Below are 16,973 nucleotides of genomic sequence, written 5' to 3' on the forward strand. Positions count from 1 at the left end.
TTTGCACTGACAGGGCCGCCCCCCGCGCATGTCGCTTGATACCACCGAGAAGCAGCAGCTGATCAACACCCACCAGACCCACGGCACCGACACCGGTTCGGCCGAGGTCCAGGTGGCCATGCTGAGTGAGCGGATCAACCGTCTCAGCAGCCACCTGCAGAACAACATCCACGACTTCTCCTCGCGTCAGGGGCTGCTCAAGATGATTGGCCGTCGCAAGCGTCTGCTGAGCTACATGCGCAGCAAGAGCGAGCAACGCTACGCCGATACGATCGCCAAACTGGGCATCCGCGGTTAATCGAACTGCCCCATGGCTGAGCAACGCAATGCCCTTCCCTTCGAGCCCAAAGGGTCTGGGAAGGGAAGCAAGCCTGCCTCTGGGGCTCCCAGACAGGAAGCCATTCCTCGGTATGTGGCCGATCGAATGGCTCGTCGTGTCGCTGTGTTCACAGGACTCCCGTCTCTCGCAGGGATGGGAGTTTTTGTTGGCAGCTACGTCGTCGTCACCCGTGGCATCGCCGATATCGCTCCGGGGCTCACACTCGCAGGCTCCGGCTTGTTTTTCCTCCTAGGGCTGGTGGGACTCAGCATTGGCGTGTTGACAGCCAGCTGGGATCCCGAACCAGGTTCCCTTTTGGGCTTTGAGAACTTCAAACCCAATGTCCAGCGGATGCGTGAGTCGATCCGGGCCCAGAAGCAACAGCAAAGGGAATCAGAGCCCTGAACAGTGCTCTTCTGATGACCTAATCAACATCAAGTGAGAACCAGACGATCGCTGCTGCGGGCTTCAAAGGCTTGGTTGCGCAACGATTCGATCGCTGCATCGACATTTTTTACGCAGAACTGAGGGCCAAGTCGCACGTAGCGAACGGTCTCGCCATGACGCACCTCGGCGACCACAGGCACTTTGACGCCCAACTCATCCCGTTCGGGACGATGTTGGTTCAGGCATTCCCGCAACTTGTGCTGAATGGCGATGTCACTGGCCTGATCAGAAGGGAGCTGAACCAGAAGCAGATTGAGCTCATCAACGGCGCGGCAGTCGTCAATGATCAGCTGCACGCGCTCGTCACGCCGATCCACCCCAGCCCACACCAGCAAGCGGGCTTCGGCCATCAGATGATCCGCGAGGCGGGCGTAGCTCTTAGGGAAAACAACGGCTTCGCAGCTTCCGGTGAGATCCTCGAGCTGAAGAATCGCCATGCGGTCGCCCTTACGGGTGGTGACCTGGCGCATCTCCGCCACCATCGCGATGGCACTCACCTTTGTTTTATCCGGCTGCTCCTCAAGGGATCCCAGGCCGATGGGCGCCAGCAGTTTCGAGGAGGGCGTGAGCTGTTTGAGGGGGTGATCTGACAAGTAGAAGCCCACCAAATCTTTTTCAAGGCGCAGCTTTTCTGTCGGGGGGTAATCCGGCACCGGTGCAGCTTTGGGGGCATGGCTGAGATCAGCCGGGCCAGCGTCATCGGATGCAGGGGCCATCAAATCGAAGAGATTGCCCTGACCGCTGTCACGGTCCTTGGCCCGTGAGGAGGCCCAGTCGAGGAGCAGGTCCAGATCGGCCATCAGCTGGGCACGATTGGCCTGCGGATCCATGGCATCCAGGGCGCCGCAGTGAATCAACGATTCCAGGCCACGACGATTGAGCACCGAAGATGGGATCCGATCACAAAGATCGGCCAGGGAGTGGAAGGGCCCATCGCTATCGCGGGCGGCGATCAACTGCCGAATCGCTCCGTCACCAAGGTTGCGAACAGCGGAGAGTCCAAACAGGATTCGATCGCCGTTGGGGGTGAAATCGGTCAGGGAGGCATTCACATCCGGAGGCATCACCTCAATCCCCATTGCATTGCAATTGGAGATGTAGCGCTGCACCTTGTCGGCGGCTCCGGCATTCACCGTGAGCAGGGCCGCCATGTAGGCCACCGGATAGTGCGCCTTCAGATAGGCCGTCTGATAAGTGACAGCGCCGTAGGCCGTGGAATGGCTCTTATTGAAGCAATATTCAGCGAAGAGAACCATCTGATCGAACAGTTCGTCGGCGACCTTTTCATCAACGCCACGCTCACCAGCTCCTTTGACGAAGATGCCGCGATGCTTCTGCATCTCTGAAACTTTTTTCTTGCCCATCGCTCGTCTCAGCAGATCGGCCTGACCCAGGGAATAACCAGCCAGATCCTGAGCGATCCGCATGATCTGCTCCTGATACACCATGATCCCGTAGGTCTCCGACAGGATCGGCTCCAAGATCGCGTGGGCGAAATCAATCGCCTCCCGCCCGTGCTTGCGGTTGATGAATTTGGGAATCAATCCAGCATCGAGAGGGCCCGGTCTGTAGAGAGCGAGGATTGAGGAAATGTCTTCCAGAGAAGACGGCTTGAGATCGCGCACGATCTGCCGCATGCCACTGGATTCCAGCTGGAAGATCCCCTCAAGGTCACCGCGAGCGAGAAGAGCAAAGGTCTCTTCATCCTCCGGCGGGAGCTTGTCGGGATCGACGCGGGTTCCACTGCTGACCTCCACCAGCTCGAGCGTCTTTTCGATCATCGTGAGGTTCTTCAACCCCAGGAAATCCATCTTCAACAGACCCATGGATTCCACGTCTTCCATGAAGTACTGCGTGATCACCTGACCATCGTTGTTGCGCTGCAACGGCACAAGCTCATCCAGAGGGTCAGCGGCAATGACCACCCCGGCTGCATGTACACCAAAGGTTTTATTGGTGCCCTCAATCCGCATCGCCATATCCACCCAACGCTTGACCGTTGGATCCGACTCGTACTTCTCGCGGAACTCGGGATTGGGTGATTCCTCACCGATCATCGCCTTGAGCTTGGCGGGCTTGCCGCGAACCACCGGGATCAGTTTCGCCAGACGGTCGGCATCGCCATAGGGAATATCAAGCACCCGGGCCACATCCTTCAGAACAGCCTTGGAGGTCATCCGGTTGAAGGTGATGATCTGGGCCACCTTGTCTTCGCCGTAGCGCTCGGTGACGTAGTCGATCACCTCACCACGGCGTTCAATGCAGAAGTCGGTGTCGATATCAGGCATCGACTTGCGTTCCGGGTTGAGGAAACGCTCGAACAGGAGGCAGTTGGTGATCGGATCAATGTTGGTGATCCCAAGGCAGTAGGCGACAAGCGAGCCTGCAGCAGAGCCCCGGCCAGGGCCCACAGGAATGCTCTGTTCCCGGGCAAAGCGGATGTAATCCCAGACCACCAGGAAGTAGGTGGGGAATCCCATCTGCTCCATGATCTTGAGCTCGTGGCTCATGCGCTCGGCGTAGTCGTCGGGCAGAGGAGCATCGACACCGAGCTCGAGGCGATCCCGCAGCCCTTGCTCCGTCACCTCCCTCAGGTAGCTGACAGGGGTATGCCCTTCGGGAATCGGGAAGCGGGGCATTTGGTAGCGCCCGAGGATGTCGTAGGGCTCCACCTTGTCGGCCACCTTGACGGTGTTGGCAATCGCCTCCTGGACCACCTCAGGCTCCAGATGGTCACCGAAGAGACACCCCATCTCCTCTTCGGTCTTGATGTATTCGGTTCCCGTGTAGCGCAGTCGCTTCTCATCGGTGATCAACTTTCCGGTAAGCACACAGAGAAGAGCGTCGTGGGCTTCGACGTCCTGCTTGCTCAGGTAATGGGCATCGTTGGTCGCAACAATCTGGATGCCGAGTTCCTTGGCGATTTTGACGATCTCGACGTTGACGATCCGATCTTCCGGAGATCCATGGTCCTGGATCTCGAGGTAGTAGTCATCGCCAAAAACCTCCTGGTACCAGGCCGCCACCTTGCGTGCCACATCAGGACGACCACGCAAAATCGCCTGGGCAATCTCGCCACCGAGGCAGGCCGTGGCGATGATCAGCCCCTCGCTGTGTTGCTTCAGCAGCTCCTTGTCGATGCAGGCACGGGAAAAAATGCCGCGTCCCCGCATCCCCCGCAGATGGCTGATGCTGGTGAGCTTGACCAGGTTGCGGTAGCCCGTGGCGTTTTTGGCAAGCACCACCAGGTGGTACCGCTTCTCTTTCTTGGGTTGCGGATCATCAATGGACCCGTTGATCACGTACATCTCGTTGCCGATGATCGGCTTGAGATCGGTGCCCTGACAAAGCTTCAGAAGCTCGATAGCGCCATACATCACGCCGTGATCGGTCAGGGCGATCGCTGGCATGCCCAGTTGCTTCGCCCGCTCCACCATGGCCGGCAACTGCGACGCCCCGTCGAGAAGGCTGTAATCGCTGTGGTTGTGGAGAGGGACGAATGCCATAGGGTCAGACTAGGACCCAACGCAAGATCCAGCGTTCACGGAGAACGAAACACCCCACATGTGGCGGAGCTCAGGGAACCAGAGCGGCTTCAGGGCGTGAAGCGAACACCTGCGCTGCCTGCTCGTACTGGTGCGCCACCTGGAGCAGACGCGGTTCGTCCAAGACATTGCCGATCAACTGCATCCCAATCGGCAAACCCGCCGCACTGAATCCGCAGGGAACACTGATCGCAGGCAACCCGGCCAGGTTCACCGGAATCGTCAGCAAGTCGGCGAGGTACATCGCCAGAGGGTCATCAGCATGGGCGCCAGCCTTGAACGCGGTGGACGGTGCGGTTGGCGTGAGCAGCACATCAACACTCTGGAACGCAGCATCAAAATCACGCCGGATCAGGGTGCGCACCTGCTGGGCCTTTTTGTAATAAGCGTCGACGTATCCGGCGGAAAGGGCATAGGTGCCAATCAAGATCCGCCGCTGCACCTCCGCACCAAACCCCTCAGCACGGCTTCGTGCTGTCATCGCGGCAAGGCTTTCGGCGTCGTCCGCACGAAAGCCGTATTTGACCCCGTCGTAACGCGCCAAATTGGCAGAGGCCTCCGACGGCGCAATCACGTAATAGGTGGCGATGCCGTCGTTGAAACGGGGGCAGCTCACCTCCACCAGCTCAGCGCCAAGAGCCTCCAGCTGAGCAGCAGAGGCCTGCACCGAAGCCTTGACCTCAGCATCGAGGCCTTCGGCATCGAAGCACTCCTTGATCACACCAACCTTGAGACCCTTGATGGGCTTGTTCAGGCCGGCACTGAAGTCCGGCACAGCCGCATCAAGGCAAGTGGAATCACGGGGGTCGGGCCCTGCGATCACCTGAAGCAGTTCGGCCACATCAGCCACACTTCCTGCAAAGGGACCCACCTGATCCAAGGAACTGGCAAAAGCCACCAGACCCCAACGACTGACGCGGCCGTAGGTGGGTTTAAGACCCACAACGCCACAAAACGACGCAGGCTGACGGATGGAGCCTCCGGTGTCGGAACCCAGAGAAGCAACGCAACTCCCTGAAGCGACGGCCGCAGCACTGCCACCGGAGCTTCCGCCCGGTACATGGGCTGTGTTCCAAGGATTCTGAGTCGCACCAAAGGCCGACGTTTCCGTGGAGCCGCCCATGGCGAACTCATCCAGATTCGTCTTACCCACCAGCACACCTCCGGCTTGCCAAAGCCTTTCGGTCACTGTTGATTCGTAGGGAGGCACAAACTGTTCCAGCATGCGGCTGGAGCAGGTGGTGCGAACCCCTTTGGTGCAGAGGTTGTCTTTAACGGCCAGTGGCAATCCAGCCAGAGGGCCGAGGGTCTCTCCAGCGGCCCTTGCTTCATCGATGCTGGATGCATCAGCACGGGCTTTTTCGCTCGTCACCTCAACAAAAGCATTGAGAGACGGCTCAGAGTTTTCGAGCCGCTTGAGGTGTTGATCAACGAGCTCACGGGAGGAAATCTCACCGCTCTGCAGTTGCTGACGCCACGCGCTGATCGTCATGTCCCTGCGATCCATTGCAGGGAGGACGCTATCAGCCGCTTGATCAGCCCTCAGCCGTGATGGTGAGGGGCTCGGAGCGACGGGTCCGCAGCAGGGAGTGGCTGATCGACTGAGGTTGCTCAGACTTGACGTCGTCAAGGAAGGAAGTCAGCTCGTTTTCCAAACCTTTGCGGGTGACAAACGGACCGAACCAGTAGGTCACATCGGGACCTGATGTCTGAATCCGAGCCCACCAGGCGACCCCAAGGCCATTGGCAAGGCTGCGCAGCGGCCGGATCAGGGGACTCATGGGAGGGGTAAAACGACCTCAAGGCATTGTGCCTCGTGAACCGGCAAAACCGAGCTGTTTTCAGGGAGATAGCTGGATATTCTGATCGAACTCCGGCGCAGCAGCTTGTTCAGACGGATGGAGATCCAGATCAATCCGCTGGTCAGGAACCTTCTCCACGGGTTGTTCAGGCGGTTCAGACGCCTCAGTGGACGTCTCTACCCCAGCGATTTGGGGACGTCGAATCGGGGGTGACGGCGCCTGGCCGTGAATGTCCTTCATCCAATTGCGACGCGCCACTTCATAAACGCAAAGTGCCGTAGCAACGGATGCATTCAGGCTTGGGGTAATGCCCCGCAGCGGAATGCGGACCAACTGATCACAGTGACGCCGGGTCAAAAGCGACAAGCCCTGGTCCTCTGACCCGGTGACCAGCACCAATGGGCCGCTGAGATCAACATCCGTGAGGGTCACGTCCCCTTCTGCCGCAAGGCCCACCACCCTGTATCCCGCATCCTTGAGCTTTTCCAACGACCGGTTGAGGTTGACCACACGCGCGACCGGAAGGTGTTCAAGGGCACCGGCTGCCACTTTGGCGGCCGAACCGGTTAACCCAGCACTCCGGCGCTGGGGAATCACCACACCATGGGCTCCCATCGCCTCGGCGGAACGCACGACAGCACCGAGATTGTGGGGGTCCGTGACACTATCCAAAGCCACCAATAAGGGGGGTTCCCCAAGATCCGAACAGCCATCGATGAGGCTTTCGAGATCGAGGGTTTCAGCAGCTGCCGTCTGAAGGGCGATGCCCTGGTGAACGGAACCACCTGTGATCTGTCCAAGCCGAGCCCAGGTCACCTCTTCCACCAAGACCCCAGACGCCTTGGCATCGCGCAAGAGCTGGAGAAATTTGGCCGCACTGCGCATCTCCGGGGTGCACCAAATGCGATGAATGGGTCGTCCTGCCTCCAGCGCGGCTTGGGTGGCATGGCGCCCCCAAATCAGATCATCTGCCGGAGGTATGGCCGCTGCGGCCTCCGGTGCTGCATCCAGTCGCTGGGAACGTCCATTGTCGTAGCGCGATCGGGGGCGCTGGGACGGCTGGCGCCGTTCATCCCCGGAGCGACGACGATCGCCGTAACGATCATTCCGATCCCGAAATCGTCCGGGCCCTGAACGGTCGTTCTGAGATTCCGTACGAAAAGCATTCTGATCCCGGTCGAAGGAACGGGATCGATCCCCGAATCGCTCTCTGGGGCGATCATCAGATCGATTACCGGGTCGATCTCCGAATCGCTCTCTGGGGCGATCACCGGATCGATTGCCGGGTCGATCTCCGAATCGCTCTCTGGGGCGATCATCAGATCGATTACCGGGTCGATCTCCACCCCGAGGACGCTCCCAGCCCTCATCCCTCGGCGCTCGTCGGTCGCGAAAACTGCTGCCATCTCGACCAGGTTTGGCGTAAGGCGAACGACCACCGTCGGAACGACGATTGCTGGGCATGGGCCGACCGTTGCCAGAGCGCCCCACCGAGGAGCGGCCAGCGGATGGACGTCCACTGGGAGGCCTGCCTCCTGGAGGTCGTCCACTTCCACTCCCTCCTGGCCCCGAACGACCATCGCGGGATGGGCCGCTGGAGCGGCGTTCAAAGCGAGGGCTCATGGTGTGCGAGGCAACGTTATGGGTTGGATCCGGCTTGCTCCAGGTGATCGAAGAGCTCAGCAAGCCGGGCTGGATTGTTCAGAAACAGCCAGCCAACCATTGTCTCAAACCCCGTGGCCCGTCCATACACAGCGGCCTCGGCTCGGCGCGGACCACGGCCTGCACTGTTGCGCCCCCGACGGACCAGATCGAGTTCCTGGGAATCCAGGAGTTGACGGTCTTCCAGCCAAGTCAACAAACGGGATTGGGCATCGGCGCGAACATCGGCCACAACAGCACGATGCAAATGATCGGAACGGCCGGGTCTGGCTCCATGGCGGAGCCGTTGATGGAGCTCCCAGACGGCATCTCCGATCCAAGCCAGCTGCAATGGGCCCAATTGATCGTTCAGACCACTGGGTGACTGATTGCGAATCCAGTCGCTCAAGCGGCCAATTGGTTCAGAGCTGTCGGAAGATCCTCCACCAGATGGAGGAACTCTTCGAGCCGCACCAACTTGATCGTCTGCATCACACGGGTGTTTCCCACAAGGAGAAACGACCGTTTGGCATCCGTGCATTGTTTGGCCAACTGCACCAGGGCACCAAGGCCTGATGAGTCGAGAAAATCGATCTTGCTTAGATCGAGAACAGCTGGAAGCTTGTTGGCTTTCAAAACATCGGCCACGTACTCCATGAACTGCTTCTCGGAGTACGCATCCAATTGGCCGGTGAAGTGAAACACCAAACAGCCATCCTTCTGTTCAAATCCGCCCCGTAGAGAGACGGTCAGTCGCTGCAGTTCGCTGATGGGATCAAGCCCCCCAGGCATCATCGGCACGAAGTGTAGTGATGCTGAGCCTGGGCAACCACCTCATCAACGGCGATCGGCCATGAGCGTCACAAAGCGGGCGAAATGATGATCCGCGTCATGCGGTCCAGGACTGGCTTCCGGGTGGTATTGCACACCAAAAACGGGCTTGTGACGGTGAGCAATGGCCGCCACGGTGCGGTCGTTCAGATTGAAATGGGTGACATCAATGGCGTCGGTATCCAGAGATTCGGCAGAGAGGGCAAACCCGTGGTTCTGACTGGTGATTTCAACCTGCCCCGTGGTGCCACAGGGATGATTCAAACCACGATGGCCATAGGACAGCTTGAAGGTCTTGCCGCCGAGTGCCAGGCCGAGAATCTGATGGCCCAAACAGATCCCAAACAGCGGTAGATCGGCCTCCTCCAAGAGAGTCTTGGCCAGGGCAATCCCATAGCTCACCGCCGCAGGGTCTCCAGGACCGTTGGAGAGAAAGACACCATCCGGGCGATGGGAACGAACCGTGGCCAGATCGGTGTCTGCAGGGAGAACAGTGACGTCACAGCCATGGGCGACCAGGCGATCGAGAATGGCTCGTTTAATTCCAAAATCAACCGCGACGACGCGGAAGGGGGCGTCGCTTCGACGCTGCAGGCGCTGATCGAAGCCAACACTGCAGGGTTGATTCCACTGGTAGGGCTCACGGGTGGTGACGCGATCTGCCAGGTTCAGTCCTTCCATCGAAGGCGCCTGCTTCAAGAGCTCAAACAACTGCGCAGGTGTCTGGCCGTCACTGCTGATCACACCATTCATGGCACCGGCCTCGCGCAGATGACGCACCAGCGCACGGGTGTCTACACCGCTGATACCCACCAGTTGATGGCTCTGCATCCAGGTATCGAGAGTCTGTTCACAACGCCAGTTGCTGGGCGACGGCGCCAGCTGGCGTGCGATCACACCAAGGGCGTGGGGACGATCGGCTTCCTGATCGTCGGCATTCACCCCGGTATTGCCGAGTTCGGGATAGGTGAAGCTCACCAGTTGTCCGGCATAGGAGGGATCCGTCAGCACCTCCTGATATCCGGTCATCCCGGTGTTGAACACCACTTCACCGATGGTTGTACCGCGATGGCCAAAGCCGACACCGGTCAGAACCGTGCCATCGGCAAGGACGAGATAGGCCTTGTCTGATGGGGAGTCGGGCATCGGAGGGCCGCCGAAGGGCATCAGTCACTCATTCTCCATCTCCATCGGACAGGGCATCCCGCAGAGCGACAAGCTTCTCCCAGGCCTTGCCCTCTCGCAGAACCGTCATGGCCTGTGCAGCAGCAGCCGTGAGATCGGTTTGCAATCCAGCGGCCCAAAGCACCAATGCCGTGTTGAAGGCAACCACCTCCGTTTGAGCGAGCGATCCATGCCCTTGCAGAACATCTCGCAGGATCTGCTGATTCACCGAGCAGTCACCACCACGTAGCAAATCGAGGCCGGCACCCGTCAGGCCCAGATCTTCAGGGCAGACCTCCTGGCTGCTGATGCCCCCCGATTCGATCAAACGCAAGGCGTTGGGGCCAGCCAAGGAAGCCTCATCGAGACCGCCAGCGCCGTGAACCACAACGGCACGGGTCAATCCCAACTGCTGGAGGGCACCTGCCATGGGATCGAGAAGCTCCGGACGGGCCACACCAAGAACCTGGGCCTGGGGCTGCAGTGGGTTGACCAGTGGACCCAGCAGGTTGAACACAGTGCGAACGCCCAGACGGCGTCGTAATGGAGCCAGATTGACCAAGGCTGGATGCCAGGCCGGAGCAAACAAAAAGGTGACACCGGTTCCAGGCAGAGCCTCCACCACCTTGTTTAAGGGTGCCTTGAGGTTGAGACCGAGCCCTTCAAGAACATCGGCTGAGCCCACCTTGCCGCTGGCGCTGCGGTTGCCGTGCTTCGCCACATTCACTCCACAGGCGGCGGCGGTGAAGGCGACAGCAGTTGAGATATTGAACGTGTCTGCACCGTCACCACCGGTGCCGCAGGTGTCGACCATCGCCAAATTGGGCCGGGCGCAGGGAAGTGGACACGCTTCCCTCAAAACAGCTGCCATGGCCGCAAGCTCATCGGCCACCATTCCCTTGGCTCTCAGACCAGCGAGGAACGCCCCTGTTTGAACGGGCTCGAGCTCCTCGGCCAGCCAGGCATGCATCAGGGCGGTGGCCTCATCGGAGCTGAGGTGGTTGCCCTGCAGCAGGTGGTCCAAGCGAACCGACCAAGAGCGCGTGTCTGAGGACATGGAAGAGAAGCTGGCAGTAAAAAACCCGGGTGCGAGGCACTCCGGGCCAGGTGATGGGGACGTCTCCACTATCCCTCAGATGAGTGGCGGACGACCAGCGGTTCAAGACGGATGCCTAGGTTGGCGGCCCAACGGGACCCACGAGCTCGCATGGCTGCCCTACGTCTCGACTTGATCGGCCGCTACTTGCGACCCCATCGACGCACCGTCCTGCTGGGAGCCATTGCACTGGTTGTGGTCAACATCCTGCGGGTGACGATCCCGATGGAGGTCCGCAGCGTCGTGGATGAGCTGCAAGAGGGATTCAGTTACGCCGGGGTCCTGCGCCAGGCGGGATGGGTCGTGCTTCTTGCGAGCACCATGGGGGTTATTCGACTGGTCTCGCGCCAACTCGTCTTCGGCGTGGGCCGGCAGGTGGAAGTGGAGCTGCGTCAGCGCTTGTTCGAGCACATGCTTCGCCAGGAACCCGATTGGATTCAGAGCAAGGGCAGCGGAGAGGTGATCAGTCGCGCCACCAGCGATGTGGAAAACATCCGGCGCCTGCTCGGATTCGCGATTCTCAGCCTGACCAACACGCTGCTGGCCTATGCGCTCACGCTGCCCGCCATGTTGGCGATCGATCCATGGCTAACCCTGGCCGCCGTCGGTCTTTACCCCGTGATGCTCAGCACGGTGAGGCTGTTCGGCGGGCGCATGATGCGTCAACAACGTGCTCAGCAGGAAGAACTATCGGCGCTCAGCAATCTGATTCAGGAGGATCTGTCGGGCATCGGGGCCATCAAGATCTACGGCCAAGAGGCTTCGGAACAGGATGCCTTCGCGACGCGCAACCGCCGTTATCGCGATAGCGCCATTCGTCTGGCGAGAACACGGAGCACCTTGTTCCCTCTGCTTGAGGGGATTTCGTCCATCTCTCTCCTGTTGCTGCTGGCCATCGGCAGCGGTCAACTCGAATCCGGTCGATTGAGCATTGGTGGCCTGGTCGCCCTCATTCTTTATGTGGAGCAACTTGTATTCCCGACCGCACTGCTGGGATTCACCCTCAACACCTTCCAGACCGGACAGGTCAGCCTCGAGCGGGTGGAAGAGTTGCTCCGACGCGAACCGAAGATCAAAGATCCAGAGCAACCCACCGATCGACCTCATCCAACGAACCAACGCAAGGGTCGCTTTGAAGCCCGTGACCTGACCGTTCAATACGAGGGTGCGGAGCACAACACGCTCAACGGCCTGAGTTTCTGCATCGAACCGGGAGAGTTGGTCGCCGTTGTTGGTCCGGTGGGATGCGGCAAGACCACCCTGGCTCGCTCCTTCGGGCGCATGGTTCCTCTCGAGCCCGGGAAGCTGTTCCTGGATGGGGTGGATGTAACCCAGATGCCCCTGCAGGAGTTACGCCGTGATGTGGCGATTGTTCCCCAAGAGGGCTTTCTTTTCACCAGCACCCTGGCGGACAACCTCCGGTATGGCGACCCTGCAGCCACAGATCAACGGGTTGAGCGGGCAGCAGGCCAGGCCCGTCTCGCTGATGACATCAAGGGATTTCCAGATGGCTTCGAAACGATCGTTGGGGAACGCGGCATCACCCTGAGTGGTGGTCAGCGTCAACGCACAGCGCTCGGACGGGCCTTGCTGATGTCGGCCCCGGTGTTGGTTCTCGATGACGCCTTGGCGAGTGTCGATAACAACACCGCAGCAGCCATTCTCGATTCGATCCGGGCGCAGGACGATCGGACCATCGTGATGATCAGCCATCAACTTTCTGCAGCCGCTGCCTGTGATCGCATCCTCGTAATGGAGAGCGGGCGCATCGTGCAGCAGGGACACCACAGCGCGTTGATTCAGCAACCAGGGGTCTACAAGCGACTTTGGGAGCGTCAGCAAGCGGCGCAACAGCTGGATGCGATGGCTTCCTGAAGAATCTCCGAGCTGTTTCTGACAATCGCCGTGTCCATGGCTTAGCTGTGGTGACGGCAACTTCTTCCATGACCAGCGGATCCCCCTTCGCGGTGCGCTGCACGCTCACCTTTGGTGACATCTACGGGCAGGTGCTGGCTTGGATGGCAGTGATTTTTGTGAGCTTGGCCTCTGGCCTCGCCCTGATGGGGTCATCGCGCCCGGTGTTTGCGCTTGTAGGTGTGGGACTCATCCTGGTTCTCAGCCTGCCTTTTCTCCTTTTTGCATTTGTCACAACGCTTCTGAACCATATTCAACTGGAACCACAAACACCAAAAGCTTCAGAGAGCTGAAAGCGAAAGCCTCAATTCAATCCACAAACACCGACGCTACTTCGCTACTGAACAAGCAATAAGAAGACGATAAATCACTATTTTCAGACTATTTCGATGCCATCAACAACAGAGCACTGAAGACAATTTCCAGTGAGCAATCCCGAACGGTCTTCCGTTGATCTGCCACCAAGCTAATAACAAAATTCATCCATTCGTCAAAGACTCCATGGTCCGGCGACATTCTCCACCTCACTTTTTGAACAGATTAAAAAACGTGTGATCAACGACATCAATCTGATAAACAGTTCGAAGCAGACACAAATCTGATTGCAACCTGATTCAAATTCACTGTCCGCTCGTTTCTCTCAAACCCAGCTCTTTCTAGCCAGCCATTGAGCCGGAGGGATTTCATCTCTATCAGGTCATCCAGCCACGACAAATCTTTGACGTGGCGAAGCATCGCGCCGTTGTATCAGCTGCCTAAGCTTGGATGATCGACAGAATCAACATGCTGCCCTCTTGGTTGTCTCCCCGCGGCGGCGCTGAAGCATCTGAACCAGCAATGCACGCTGTTCTGGGGACACCGCTCAATGCCCCATTGATGGCGGACCAAGAGGAGGCGATCTTTGCGTGCGGATGCTTTTGGGGAGCTGAAAAAGGGTTTTGGAGGCTGCCGGGAGTCGTGACCACTGCCGTGGGCTACGCGGGCGGTCAAACGGAACAACCGACCTACAACCAGGTCTGCTCCGGCAGAACAGGGCACACAGAAGTGGTCCGCGTGGTTTGGAGTCGCCCCGCTCTGGACTTCAGCGACCTGCTGAAGCTGTTCTGGGAATGCCACGACCCCACCCAGGGCAATCGGCAAGGCAACGACACCGGCACCCAATACCGATCAGCCATTTACACCTTCAACCAGCTGCATCTTCAACAGGCCCAGGCCAGCCGAGACGCGTATCAAGTCGCCCTTTCCGCCAAGGGCTATGGCGCCATCACCACCGAAATCCTGGCGGATCAAACCTTTTACTTCGCCGAGGAGTATCACCAGCAATACCTCGCCAAACCGGGAAGCCGCCCCTACTGCTCCGCGATGCCAACCCAGACGCTTCTCGGCGACTTTGAAGGCTCCAACTACAAACTCCCGAAGCAGGTTTGGGACAAGTACGACTGGTCCATCAGTCACTGCGTGCTCCGATCTGACAACAGTCCGATCGCGCTGGCCTGAGGAGATCCGGCTCCTGCACGGCCGCAAACACGCTGCGAAAAAACAGTCGTTTCGGCCAGGATGTTCAAGAACCCAATCAATGGCATGCCCGAGCCCTTGTCTGATCGGCAGGTGATCCTGGCCATAGCGGTAACGCTGATTTTGGTTCTCGGCCTGATCCTCGGCAGTGTCTCCCTCAACCGAGAGCAGCAAGCTCCATTTCTCTGGCGGGAGACGCCTCAACCCAAAGTGACACCATTGGCAATCTGACCACCTGCCCAGAAGCAGGTTGCCTCCTAGTGCGATCGTGGATGCAGAGGGACCCCTCCGATCTGCAGTGAGTGCGCGGCCTGATCCATCCGAGCAGCGACAACTGCATCCTCTGCCCAGAGGGCTGGTTGAGCTCTACGGCTTGATTGCCGTTCTTGTTGTGCTGATCCCTGAGTGGTTGGCGGATGGAACTCTGAATCTTGGCCAAGCCAAAGGCCCTGCGGCACTCCCCATGCGGTCTAGGGCTTGGCGCACCCTTCCGGAACTCCGTTTGGCCGCGATGAGCTTGGCCGAGCTCCGTAAGGCCGCCTCAGAACTGCGTCTGTATCACTACGGATCAGCAAGTCGAGACAAGCTCACCACTCGGTTGCTTCGACGACTCAGACGCCGGGATGCACTGTGATAACTTAAATCTGACGGGGCGTGGCGCAGCTTGGTAGCGCACCACTTTGGGGTAGTGGGGGTCGTGGGTTCAAATCCCGCCGCTCCGATTTCAACCGTTTTTTTCCCCACCTGAAACCCAACGTTTCAGGCTCTGAGCCGGCAAACATGCCGGCTCTTTTTTGTGTTCAGTGACGGCCAGTGCGGGTCATCACGAGATGCCTGGATGCATCAATCTGAAGCCAACCCTCATCACGTAACTGACCCAACACACGGGTGACAGTCACCCGCGTCGTGCTGAGTGCACTGGCGATCTCCTGATGGGTGAGGCGGAGATTCAGCCGCAAACCATCATCACAGGGCTCACCAAAGTCCCTAGCAAGCAGCTCGACAAACCCCCGGACCCGCTCTTCAACGCGGCGCAAGCCCAGCAGAGCCAACATCGATTCCGCCTGGCGGTAACGGGCCGTCATGGCCTTCGCCAAGGCGAGAGCCAACTGCGGTGACTGCTCCACTTCAGCCAGATTGCAGCAGAGCAGATCGCAATCCGTCAGCGCAACAGCGTCATAGGCCTCCACATTGGTGAAAGCAGCACCAAAGGGTTCATTGGGCCCCACAAGGCCAAGCACCAATTCATCCCCATGAACTGAAACGGCACCCAGTTTCACCATGCCGCGCACCACAAACCAAACGCTGTTTTTCAGGAGTGGAATCAAACTCCCTGATGTGACATGAACGACATTGTTTTTTTGATAGCTGCCTTCAAGAAACGCCTTGAAGCCCAGAGCTGTTGAAGACAGATCAGAGGACGGAGTAGCAAGCATTTGGAATTCCATGAATCCACGAAAACTGTATTGAGGACAACATCGATTCCCAACAAAGAGGTGGGAGAGGTTTGGTTAAGAAGGCTCTAACGTTGATTCAAAATGCGGATTTTCATAAAAAAAGGGCCCCGAAGGGCCCTTTGAAATTTGGTTTTTAAAAAACCGACTCAAGCCAAGATCACTGACCAATCTTTTTGACTGCGGCCTTTGATTTGGCCAGGATGTCACCCTTCAGAGGAACAAACCCCAGGGAAGGAGCTTTGTCCTGAGCCTTGCTGCTCAACATGTAGTTGAAGGCTTCCTGCACCACTTTGGCGTTTTTGCCGTTGCCGGTTTTGTAGGCCAACACCCAGGTCAGCGTTGCAATGGGGTAAGCGCCCTTAGCGGTGGGGTTGGGATTCTTGCCTGCAAGATCCTTGTCGAGGCTGATGCCGTTCAGGGCACGGGCGCCAGCAGCAACGGAGGGCTTGAGGAACTCACCCGCCTTGTTCTGGAGAGCAGCGGCCTTGACATTGCCCTTGATGTAGGACTGATTCACATAACCGATGGCACCCACGCGGTTCTGAATCACACCGGCAACACCGGAATTACCTTTGGCGCCGACACCAGCAGGCCACTTGACGGACTTACCAGTACCCAGGGTCCAGGTCTTGGAGAAAGCCTCCATGGAGTTGGTGAAGGCCTTGGTGGTGCCGGAACCGTCAGAACGATGCACCCAGGTGAGAGTGCCGGCTTTGCAGCCCAGCTCTTTCCAGTTCTTAACCATGCCCATGGCGACCTTGACGGCCTGCTCCTGGGTGAGTTTCAGGTTGCAGCCGGGCTTGTTGTAGCCGAAGGCGATGGTGCCACCCACCATCGGGATCTGAACAACACCACGGCCGACCTTGGCCATATCCTTCTTCTTCATCGGATCATCCGATGCGCCGAAGTTCACGGTCTGGTCGATGAAGGCTTTACGGCCGGAACCGGAACCGACAGCCTGATAGTTGACCTGAGGGCCACCAGACTTGGCCAGGTCAGCGAACCAACGCTGGTAGATCTTGGCAGGGAAGGAAGCACCAGCGCCGTTCAGCTTGGGAGCTGCCGAAGCGGAGATGCCTGCTCCCAGAACAAGCAGGGAAGAGGCAAGAAGGGCTTTTTGTGCGATGCGCATCACAACCGAAAGAGAAACGAGGCTGTTGCAATCCAGGCTTAATCGCAGCAAGGACGACCTGTCGTTATGCGCCCATTAACGCTGGTTAAGGTTCCCCTAAAAGCTCTTTA

General features: G+C 58.6%; 17 protein-coding genes and 1 tRNA gene. 8 read left to right on the forward strand and 10 right to left on the reverse strand.

Annotated elements, in window-relative coordinates; genetic code table 11:
* Positions 1-28: 28 nt before the first annotated feature.
* Both rpsO and DXY29_RS04680 read left to right on the forward strand, forming a co-directional pair.
* Positions 29-298, forward strand: coding sequence for a 30S ribosomal protein S15 (gene rpsO / locus DXY29_RS04675; protein WP_006851408.1), 270 nt, complete (start codon positions 29-31; stop codon positions 296-298).
* Positions 299-310: 12 nt separating this feature from the next.
* Positions 311-724 carry a PAM68 family protein gene (locus tag DXY29_RS04680; protein WP_115023366.1) on the forward strand — a complete coding sequence of 138 codons (414 nt, stop codon included), beginning with the start codon at positions 311-313 and terminating at the stop codon, positions 722-724.
* A gap of 29 nt (positions 725-753) precedes the next feature.
* Here the strand turns inward: DXY29_RS04680 and DXY29_RS04685 are convergent, their stop codons facing one another.
* The 8 genes from DXY29_RS04685 to trpD all read right to left on the reverse strand — a co-directional run bounded on the left by DXY29_RS04685 (position 754) and on the right by trpD (position 10,806).
* Positions 754-4,272 (reverse strand): DNA polymerase III subunit alpha, encoded by a 3,519-nt coding sequence (locus DXY29_RS04685; protein ID WP_115023367.1) that lies wholly within the window; start codon positions 4,270-4,272, stop codon positions 754-756.
* A gap of 70 nt (positions 4,273-4,342) precedes the next feature.
* Positions 4,343-5,818, reverse strand: coding sequence for an Asp-tRNA(Asn)/Glu-tRNA(Gln) amidotransferase subunit GatA (gene gatA, locus DXY29_RS04690; RefSeq protein WP_115023369.1), 1,476 nt, complete (start codon positions 5,816-5,818; stop codon positions 4,343-4,345).
* 28 nt (positions 5,819-5,846) lie between these two features.
* Positions 5,847-6,092 carry a DUF1816 domain-containing protein gene (locus DXY29_RS04695; protein WP_115023370.1) on the reverse strand — a complete coding sequence of 82 codons (246 nt, stop codon included), beginning with the start codon at positions 6,090-6,092 and terminating at the stop codon, positions 5,847-5,849.
* A 60-nt stretch (positions 6,093-6,152) separates the two neighbouring features.
* Entirely contained in the window at positions 6,153-7,736 is a 1,584-nt protein-coding gene (rlmB, locus tag DXY29_RS04700; RefSeq protein WP_115023372.1) for a 23S rRNA (guanosine(2251)-2'-O)-methyltransferase RlmB, read from the reverse strand.
* A gap of 16 nt (positions 7,737-7,752) precedes the next feature.
* A complete protein-coding gene (locus DXY29_RS04705; RefSeq protein ID WP_115023373.1) occupies positions 7,753-8,163 on the reverse strand; it encodes a Mini-ribonuclease 3 in 411 nt (136 codons plus the stop codon).
* Positions 8,160-8,549, reverse strand: coding sequence for an STAS domain-containing protein (locus tag DXY29_RS04710; protein WP_115023375.1), 390 nt, complete (start codon positions 8,547-8,549; stop codon positions 8,160-8,162). The genes DXY29_RS04705 and DXY29_RS04710 overlap by 4 nt, the downstream gene beginning before the upstream one ends.
* 42 nt (positions 8,550-8,591) lie before the next feature.
* Positions 8,592-9,752, reverse strand: coding sequence for a glutamine-hydrolyzing carbamoyl-phosphate synthase small subunit (gene carA, locus DXY29_RS04715; protein WP_170952114.1), 1,161 nt, complete (start codon positions 9,750-9,752; stop codon positions 8,592-8,594).
* 7 nt (positions 9,753-9,759) lie between these two features.
* Positions 9,760-10,806: an anthranilate phosphoribosyltransferase gene (gene trpD / locus DXY29_RS04720; RefSeq protein WP_115023376.1), complete on the reverse strand. Its 1,047-nt coding sequence runs from the start codon at positions 10,804-10,806 to the stop codon at positions 9,760-9,762.
* Between the two features lie 150 nt (positions 10,807-10,956).
* On the opposite strand from trpD, the gene DXY29_RS04725 reads away from it, so the two are divergent.
* From DXY29_RS04725 to DXY29_RS04750, 6 genes are all read left to right on the forward strand, one after another.
* Positions 10,957-12,720 carry an ABC transporter ATP-binding protein gene (locus DXY29_RS04725; RefSeq protein WP_115024204.1) on the forward strand — a complete coding sequence of 588 codons (1,764 nt, stop codon included), beginning with the start codon at positions 10,957-10,959 and terminating at the stop codon, positions 12,718-12,720.
* 68 nt (positions 12,721-12,788) lie between these two features.
* The gene (locus DXY29_RS04730; protein ID WP_115023378.1) at positions 12,789-13,052 is read left to right on the forward strand and encodes a hypothetical protein; all 264 of its coding nucleotides are present in this window, start codon (positions 12,789-12,791) and stop codon (positions 13,050-13,052) included.
* A gap of 490 nt (positions 13,053-13,542) precedes the next feature.
* Positions 13,543-14,256 carry a peptide-methionine (S)-S-oxide reductase MsrA gene (gene msrA, locus DXY29_RS04735; protein WP_115024206.1) on the forward strand — a complete coding sequence of 238 codons (714 nt, stop codon included), beginning with the start codon at positions 13,543-13,545 and terminating at the stop codon, positions 14,254-14,256.
* A 60-nt stretch (positions 14,257-14,316) separates the two neighbouring features.
* Positions 14,317-14,505 carry a hypothetical protein gene (locus tag DXY29_RS13350; RefSeq protein WP_115023379.1) on the forward strand — a complete coding sequence of 63 codons (189 nt, stop codon included), beginning with the start codon at positions 14,317-14,319 and terminating at the stop codon, positions 14,503-14,505.
* 67 nt (positions 14,506-14,572) lie between these two features.
* Positions 14,573-14,908, forward strand: a complete 336-nt coding sequence (locus DXY29_RS04745) for a hypothetical protein (RefSeq protein ID WP_115023381.1) — start codon at positions 14,573-14,575, stop codon at positions 14,906-14,908.
* A 14-nt stretch (positions 14,909-14,922) separates the two neighbouring features.
* Positions 14,923-14,996: transfer RNA gene (locus DXY29_RS04750), tRNA-Pro, on the forward strand.
* A 78-nt stretch (positions 14,997-15,074) separates the two neighbouring features.
* Here the strand turns inward: DXY29_RS04750 and DXY29_RS04755 are convergent.
* Positions 15,075-15,710 (reverse strand): Crp/Fnr family transcriptional regulator, encoded by a 636-nt coding sequence (locus DXY29_RS04755; RefSeq protein WP_115024207.1) that lies wholly within the window; start codon positions 15,708-15,710, stop codon positions 15,075-15,077.
* Positions 15,711-15,888: 178 nt separating this feature from the next.
* Positions 15,889-16,863, reverse strand: coding sequence for a phosphate ABC transporter substrate-binding protein PstS (pstS, locus tag DXY29_RS04760; RefSeq protein WP_115023382.1), 975 nt, complete (start codon positions 16,861-16,863; stop codon positions 15,889-15,891).
* Positions 16,864-16,973: the final 110 nt, after the last annotated feature.

Origin of the sequence: Synechococcus sp. UW69, from assembly GCF_900474185.1 — a bacterium.
Classification (GTDB): domain Bacteria; phylum Cyanobacteriota; class Cyanobacteriia; order PCC-6307; family Cyanobiaceae; genus Parasynechococcus.

Excerpts from the sequence above, each read along its gene's own strand:
- rpsO (WP_006851408.1), top strand. The coding sequence starts at position 29 with ATGTCGCTTGATACCACCGAGAAGCAGCAGCTGATCAACACCCACCAG.
- DXY29_RS04680 (WP_115023366.1), top strand. The coding sequence starts at position 311 with ATGGCTGAGCAACGCAATGCCCTTCCCTTCGAGCCCAAAGGGTCTGGG.
- DXY29_RS04685 (WP_115023367.1), bottom strand. The coding sequence starts at position 4,272 with ATGGCATTCGTCCCTCTCCACAACCACAGCGATTACAGCCTTCTCGAC.
- gatA (WP_115023369.1), bottom strand. The coding sequence starts at position 5,818 with ATGGATCGCAGGGACATGACGATCAGCGCGTGGCGTCAGCAACTGCAG.
- DXY29_RS04695 (WP_115023370.1), bottom strand. The coding sequence starts at position 6,092 with ATGAGTCCCCTGATCCGGCCGCTGCGCAGCCTTGCCAATGGCCTTGGG.
- rlmB (WP_115023372.1), bottom strand. The coding sequence starts at position 7,736 with ATGAGCCCTCGCTTTGAACGCCGCTCCAGCGGCCCATCCCGCGATGGT.
- DXY29_RS04710 (WP_115023375.1), bottom strand. The coding sequence starts at position 8,549 with ATGATGCCTGGGGGGCTTGATCCCATCAGCGAACTGCAGCGACTGACC.
- carA (WP_170952114.1), bottom strand. The coding sequence starts at position 9,752 with ATGCCCTTCGGCGGCCCTCCGATGCCCGACTCCCCATCAGACAAGGCC.
- trpD (WP_115023376.1), bottom strand. The coding sequence starts at position 10,806 with ATGTCCTCAGACACGCGCTCTTGGTCGGTTCGCTTGGACCACCTGCTG.
- DXY29_RS04725 (WP_115024204.1), top strand. The coding sequence starts at position 10,957 with ATGGCTGCCCTACGTCTCGACTTGATCGGCCGCTACTTGCGACCCCAT.
- DXY29_RS04730 (WP_115023378.1), top strand. The coding sequence starts at position 12,789 with ATGACCAGCGGATCCCCCTTCGCGGTGCGCTGCACGCTCACCTTTGGT.
- msrA (WP_115024206.1), top strand. The coding sequence starts at position 13,543 with ATGCTGCCCTCTTGGTTGTCTCCCCGCGGCGGCGCTGAAGCATCTGAA.
- DXY29_RS13350 (WP_115023379.1), top strand. The coding sequence starts at position 14,317 with ATGTTCAAGAACCCAATCAATGGCATGCCCGAGCCCTTGTCTGATCGG.
- DXY29_RS04755 (WP_115024207.1), bottom strand. The coding sequence starts at position 15,710 with ATGCTTGCTACTCCGTCCTCTGATCTGTCTTCAACAGCTCTGGGCTTC.
- pstS (WP_115023382.1), bottom strand. The coding sequence starts at position 16,863 with ATGCGCATCGCACAAAAAGCCCTTCTTGCCTCTTCCCTGCTTGTTCTG.